Source organism: Actinocorallia lasiicapitis (assembly GCF_054778695.1).
On the sequence record NZ_BAAGZI010000342.1, the window covers coordinates 1 to 6,404 of the forward strand.

General features: G+C 72.8%; 4 protein-coding genes and 1 pseudogene. 1 reads left to right on the forward strand and 4 read right to left on the reverse strand.

Annotation, left to right across the window (positions count from 1 at the left end; translation table 11 throughout):
* A partial coding sequence (locus ACYVE7_RS26900; protein WP_460368389.1) for a PH domain-containing protein occupies positions 1-335 on the forward strand: 335 nt, incomplete at its 5' end.
* Here the strand turns inward: ACYVE7_RS26900 and ACYVE7_RS26905 are convergent.
* The 4 genes and pseudogenes from ACYVE7_RS26905 to ACYVE7_RS26920 form a co-directional block, all read right to left on the reverse strand.
* Positions 292-1,935: an ATP-binding protein gene (locus tag ACYVE7_RS26905; protein WP_460368391.1), complete on the reverse strand. Its 1,644-nt coding sequence runs from the start codon at positions 1,933-1,935 to the stop codon at positions 292-294. The two genes, ACYVE7_RS26900 and ACYVE7_RS26905, sit on opposite strands and share 44 nt — an antisense overlap.
* Before the next feature lie 69 nt (positions 1,936-2,004).
* Positions 2,005-3,474 (reverse strand): AfsR/SARP family transcriptional regulator, encoded by a 1,470-nt coding sequence (locus ACYVE7_RS26910; protein WP_460368393.1) that lies wholly within the window; start codon positions 3,472-3,474, stop codon positions 2,005-2,007.
* 15 nt (positions 3,475-3,489) lie between these two features.
* On the reverse strand, positions 3,490-5,724 hold the full coding sequence (locus tag ACYVE7_RS26915) for a SulP family inorganic anion transporter (RefSeq protein ID WP_460368394.1): 2,235 nt from the start codon (positions 5,722-5,724) through the stop codon (positions 3,490-3,492).
* Positions 5,725-5,790: 66 nt separating this feature from the next.
* Positions 5,791-6,404 (reverse strand): annotated as a pseudogene (locus tag ACYVE7_RS26920) (hypothetical protein); the annotation flags it as partial.

Sequence of the window (6,404 nt, forward strand, 5' to 3'; positions counted from 1 at the left end):
TGCTGGCCCTGGCGCTGATCACGGCGGCCGGCTGCGTCCCGCTGGCGCTCGACCGGTACCGGCAGCTCGGCCACGCCACCGACGGCGCCCTGCTGACGGTGCGGTCCGGCTCGCTGGTGCGGCGGCAGCAGATCGTCGAGCACCGGGCGGCGGTCGGCTGGAAGATGCGGCAGAGCCTGTTCCAGCGCCGGTCGGGGCTGGCGTCGCTGACCTTGGCCGTCGGGGCGGGCGAGGGCGCCTACACGGCCCTCGACCTGGCCGAGGACGACGCCGTGCGGCTCGCCGCGGCCGTCACACCCGGCTGGGTGACCCCGTTTCTTCGACCAGAGCCGTGACGGCCGCCAGGTCCATGGCCAGGCCCTCGACGAACCGGACGTCGTGCGTCGCGTCGCCCAGTTCGGCGCGGAGCTCCTCGGTGAGGGCAGCGCCCTCGGGGAACGACCGGTCGGGGCTGCCGCGCAGCGTGTCGGCCGCGCCGGTGAGGACGGCGGCGGTCGCGGCGTCGCGATCCCGCCTCCACAGCAGCATCCCGTGCGCGACCAGGACGGTCGCGATCACCGGCCTGTCCCGGGACTCCACGGCCATCGCGAACGCCTCCGCCTGGGCCACGGCGGCCTCGGGGAACCGGCCGAGCTGGCCGAGCGCCAGGGCCCGGCCCGCGATGGTCAGCGCCTTGAACTGAGGCGGTCCCGCGACCGGCAGGATCAGCTCCATCGTCCGGGCGAGCCGGACCAGCGCGGTCCGCGGATCGCCGCGGAGCCGGTCGAACTCGGCGAGCAGGTAGTGCAGGTAACCGAGGCTCTCGGGGTCGCCGAGCCGGTCGGCGAGCCGGACCGCGGTCTCCATCAGCGCGGACGCCTCGTCGAACCGGCCGATCAGCCAGAGCTGGCGGGCCAGCCGGACGTGGATCATCGGGTCGTAGCCGCTGAAGTCGAACTCGGCCGACAGCCGCAGGGCCTCCCGGCACAGCTCGGCGGCCCGTTCGTGCTCGCCGCGCCAGGAGACGACCTCGGCGAGCGAGGTCAGCCCGAAGGAGGTGCCCCAGCGGTCGCCACAGGCCCTGAACTCGGCCAGCCCCAGCTCGTACTGCTCCTCGGCGCCGTCGATCTGGCCGAGGTTGACCTTGAGCTGGCCGTACATGAGCCGGGCCATCGCGCGCAGCCACCGATCGTCAGAATCGAACAGATCTTCGAACATCTCCAGGACGGGATCCAGGCGCGGCACCCCCTCGTCCATCATGATGATCAGCGGCGGCGTCATCCTGAGCAGCGGATGGGTGACCGGCCTGCCCCGCGCGGCCAGCAGGTCGCAGAGTTCGATGGCCCTGGACACCCAGCTCTTGACCTCCTCGTAGTCCCGGATCGCGCCGAACGAGGCCAGCCCGCCCGCGGCCAGCGCCAGCGCCGTCGTCTCGTCCTCCGGCAGCCCGGGCAGCCGCAGCATCGCCGCGACCGCGTCGGCGCACTCGCGGCGGTGCAGCCGCATCCACCAGTACCAGCCGAGCGACGCGCAGAGCCGTGCGACGGTCGGCGCGTCCCGCTCGGCGATCGCCATCCGGAGCGCGGTGTGCAGATTGTCGTGGTCGGCGGTCAGCCGGCGGAGCCAGTCGGCCTGGGCGGGCGTGCGCAGCAGCGGTTCCGCGGTCGCGGCCAGCTCGGCGAAGTAGGCGATGTAGCCGCTTCTGAGGTGGTCGGACTCCCCTGACTCGGCGAGGCGCTCCAGCCCGTACTCGCGGATGGTCTCCAGCATCCGGTACCGGCCGCCCTCGGTGACGATCAGCAGCGACTTGTCCACGAGCGCGGTGAGGGTGCCGAGCGTGTCCGGCAGCCCGCCGACGGCCTCGGCGGCGTAGAGGGTCGCGCCGCCGAAGAACAGGGCGAACCGCCGCCAGAGGGCGCGTTCGTCGGGTTCGGCCAGCTCCCAGCTCCAGTCCACGACGGCGCGCAGGGTCTGGTGGCGGGGGAGCGCGGTGCGGCGGCCGCCGGCCAGCAGCCGGAACCTGTCCTACAGCCGGGCCGCGATCTGGTCGGGGGCCAGGGCGCGCAGCCGGGCGGCGGCCAGCTCGAGGGCGAGGGGCATCCCGTCCAGGGCCCGGCAGATCCGCACGACGTCCCGGACATTCTCCGGCGTGAGCGCGAATCCCGGACGTCCGGCCACGCCGCGCTCCACGAACAGCCGGACCGCGGGCGATCCCCCCGCCTCGGCGACCCCGGCCATCGGCGCGGGCAGCGACAGCGGTTCGACCGGCCGGAGCACCTCGCCGGTGATCCCCAGCGGCTCCCGGCTGGTGGCGAGGATCCGCAGTCCCGGGCAGTCGGCCACGAGCCGGTCGGCGAGTTCGGCGACCGCGTCGACCAGGTGCTCGCAGTTGTCGAGGACGAGCAGCAGCCGTTTGCCCCGCAGGATCAGTCCGAGCCGTTCCAGGGAGTCGGCGCGCCCCGCGGCGGCCGGCAGGGTGATCCCGGCGGCGGCCGTCAGCCCGATCTCCCGCAGCCCCAGACCGGTCAGGACGGCCTGCGGCACCTCGTCGGGGTCGGTGACGGGCGCCAGCTCCACCACCCACGCGCCGTCCGGCATCCGCGCGAGGAGCCGCCTGGCCGTCTCCTGCGACAGGCTGGTCTTGCCGGCGCCACCAGGCCCCGTCAGGGTGACCAGCCGGTGCTCGGCGAGCAGCCCGGAGACCGTCGCCAGCTCCTCGTCGCGGCCGAGGAAGCTGGTCAGCCTGGTCTTGAGGTTGGTGGGCGCGTCACGGGCGGGCGGCCCGGCCAGCTCGTGCCTGAGCACGGCGAGCTGGGCCTCCTCCAGCTCCTCCGACGGGTCGACGCCCAGCTCGCCGGCGAGCGCGTCACGGATGTCGGCGTAGACCTGGAGGGCGTCGGCCTGCCGTCCCACCCCGTACAGGGCGCGGATCAGCAGGACGGCCAGCGCCTCGTTGAGCGGGTCCGCGGCGGCCAGCTCCTGGAGCTCCGGCAGCACCTCGGCCTGCCGGCCCAGCTCCAGCTCGGCCTCGATCCGGCCCTGGACGGCCGCCGACCGCAGATGGAGCAGCCGGGTGGCGGGCGCTTCGGCGGACGGCAGCCCGCCCGCGTCCGGGAGCGGGGCGCCCCGCCACAGGGTCAGGGCTTCACGCAGCGCTCCCGCGCGCAGATCGGCGGGGAGCGAGCGGGCCGCGGTGATCCGTTCCTCGAACTCGACGGCGTCCACCTCGGCGTTGAGCCGGTACCCGGTCGGACGCGACTCCACCGCCTCGCGGCCGATCGCCGACCGCAGCCGCGAGACCAGGGACTGCAGGGCGTTCGACGCCCCCGCGGGCGGATCGTCCTCCCACAGGTCGCCGATCAGCTTCTCGGTGCTGACCACACGACCGCCGGCGAGCGCGAGCACGGTCAGCAGGACCCGCAGCCGCGCGCCTCCGACCTCGACCTTGCGGCCCCCTGAATCGACCTCCAGGGGGCCCAGAATCCCGACGCGCACAGTGGATTGTCCCACTCAGGCCGGAGTGGTGGCTCCTGTCGCGCCCTCGTCCTCCGCCGCGGGCGGCGGCACCCGGTCCGGGACGGTGAGGAACCGGTCCGCGTCCGGGTCGAGGATCTCGACCTGCGCCGTCTCCAGATCGAGGTACATGCCGACGAGCTCCAGCTCGCCGGTGTCGACCTTGTGCTTGAGCCACGGGTAGGTGAGCAGGTTGTCGAGCTGCTGCTGGACGTTCAGCTGGCAGAGCCTGGTCAGCGGGGTGACCCCTTCTTCCTCGGCCGTGCTGAGGAAGCGCTTGAGGCTGTAGTTGGCGTGCCGGAGCCAGTTGTCCAGGTGCGGCAGATGCTCGACCTCGGCGCCGCCGGCCAGGACGCCCGCCATCGCACCGCACTGGGAGTGCCCGCAGATGGTGATCGTCTTGACGTCCAGGACGGAGGTGGCGTACTCGACGGCCGCCATCACCGAGTCGTCGTGCGCGCGGGTGCCGCTGCGGGGCACCAGATTGCCGACGTTACGGACGATGAACAGGTCGCCGGGACCGCTCGCGGTGATCAGGTTCGGCACGACACGGGAGTCGACGCAGGTGATGAACAGATGTTCCGGGGTCTGGGCCTGAGCCAGTTCGACCATGATCGGCCGGACCAGCCGGGCGGTGCGCCCGTGGTACTCCCGGACCCCGGCCAGCAGGACCTCGCGGGGCGAGGACTCCTCGAGGAGCTCGGGGAGGGAGCCGCGGCTGCGCCGGGCCCACGGAGCCCACCAGCGGACCCCCGCGGGCGACTTGCGCGACGGGGATGCTTCGCCGGTCACGGCGTTCTCATACCAGGACTCATGCACTTCATCGATATCGACCTTACCGCCGAGACGTTCATGAGAAACGCGCCAGGTGTGGATTGTGTCGAATGCCGCATTGTCCATGAAATCGACATCAAGGTCGAGGTCGACGGGTACTCCAGCCGGAATGTCCTGGAGCGCCTTGACCAGCTTGGGCACCCCGAGGAAGGTCAGCGAGCCGGACACGACCACATGCCACCGGCCGTCGCGCTGCTCGGTCTTGACCGAAACCCTGGTCAGCCGCCGCAGCGCCAGGCAGGCCGCCAGGCCGATGCCCAGCAGGACGCCCTCACCGATGCCGAGGACCACGACCCCGGCCAGGGTGATCCAGTAGATCCAGGTCTCGCGGTGCGGCCGCAGCCCCCGCAGATGGCCCCGGTCGAGCATCCGCAGCCCGAGCGCCACCAGCAGCGCCGCCAGCGCCGACAGCGGGATCAGCTCGATCACCCCGCCGCACGACAGGGCGAGCACCAGCACCCAGACCCCGTGCAGCACGGTCGAGGCCCTGGTCAGCGCACCGGCCCTGACATTGGCGGTGCTGCGCACGATCACCCCGGCGATCGGCAGTCCGCAGAGCAGCCCGGAGACGAAGTTGCCCGCCCCCTGGCCCATCAGCTCGCGGTCCAGATCGCTGCGCGGCACCCCGACCGGGCGCATCCGGTCCACCGCGACGCTGCACAGCAGCGATTCGACCCCGGCGACCAGCGCCACGGCGACGATCGCGCCGAGGACGTCGGTCAGCGGGGCGTCGGGGACGGCCGGGAAGGCCCAGCCGCTGAAGAGGCTGGCGGGCAGATCCACCCGGGGCAGGTCGAACCCGAACAGCCAGGACACGAACGTCGCGAACACGATCGCGACGAGCGGTGCGGGCACCGCCTTGTACGGCAGGCGCTCCCAGGCCAGGAGCACCGCGATCGCCATCACCCCGACCAGCACGGCGGCCGAATGGTGCGCCATGATCTGGCCGGGCAGCTCGCTCAAGTTCTCCAGAGCCGAATGCTGCGGGGTGCCGCCCAGCACGATGTGGATCTGTGCCAGGACCAGCACCACACCGATCCCGGCGAGCATCCCGTGCACGACGGCCGGGGAGACGGCCAGCGCCGTCCGCGCGACCCGGCAGGCGCCCAGCGCGATCTGCAGCAGGCCCGCGCAGAGCGTTATCGCGCAGGTGGCCGGCCAGCCATAGGTCTGGATCAGGGACGCCACGATCACCGTGAGTCCCGCCGCAGGCCCGCTCACCTGGAGCGGGGAGCCGCCGAACAGGCCCGCCACGATGCCGCCGACGATGGCCGCGATCAGCCCGGCCGCCACGGGGGCGCCGGACGCCACCGCGATGCCGAGGGACAGCGGCATGGCCACCAGGAACACCACGAACGAAGCGGGCACGTCCTGACGGGGCGATATCAGCTTCGCCACTACTCTCTGTGTCTCGATCGTCACATGACGTATCGAATCACAGAGAGTTGCTCACGGGGCGCAGATTCAGGTGCGGTAGTTGCGGTAGGAGTCCCATTCGTCCGGCTGGCGAGGATTCTCCTCGGCGGCCGCGGGAGCCGCGTAGAAACCCTGCTCACCGGCGTAGAAGCCACCGCCGGCCTGCGGCTGCGACTGCTGGGCCTGCGGGTCGCCCGCGGCGCCGTTGAAGCTGCTGCCGGTGAAGTCGCCGTAGCGGCCCGCCTCCGCGCCCGAACCGGGGTAGGCGGTCGGGGTGGAGCCGTGCGCGCCGAGCGGGTCCTCATAGCGGGCCGGTTCGCCGCCGTAGGCGGGGGCGCTCGGATAGCCCTGGTCGCCGGAGTAGCCCTGCTCGTAGGAGCCGTTGCCGGAACCGCCGCCCGCCGACGACCACGAAGCGCCGTAAGAGGACGAGCCACCGCGCTCGCCCGAGACCAGCGGATCGTTGAGCGGGTCGGTCAGCGAACCCGAGTAGGACGGGGTCGCCGCGGGGGCGTCCTTGCGGCGGTCGGCCTGGATCCGCTGGAGCAGCTCGTCGACGGTCGGCAGACGGTCGTCGGCAGCCGCAGAGGCGGCCTGCTCGGGCACCGACGGCAGGTACGACGGCGCCGGGGCGGGCGCTCCGCCCAGCGGCGGGGTCAGCG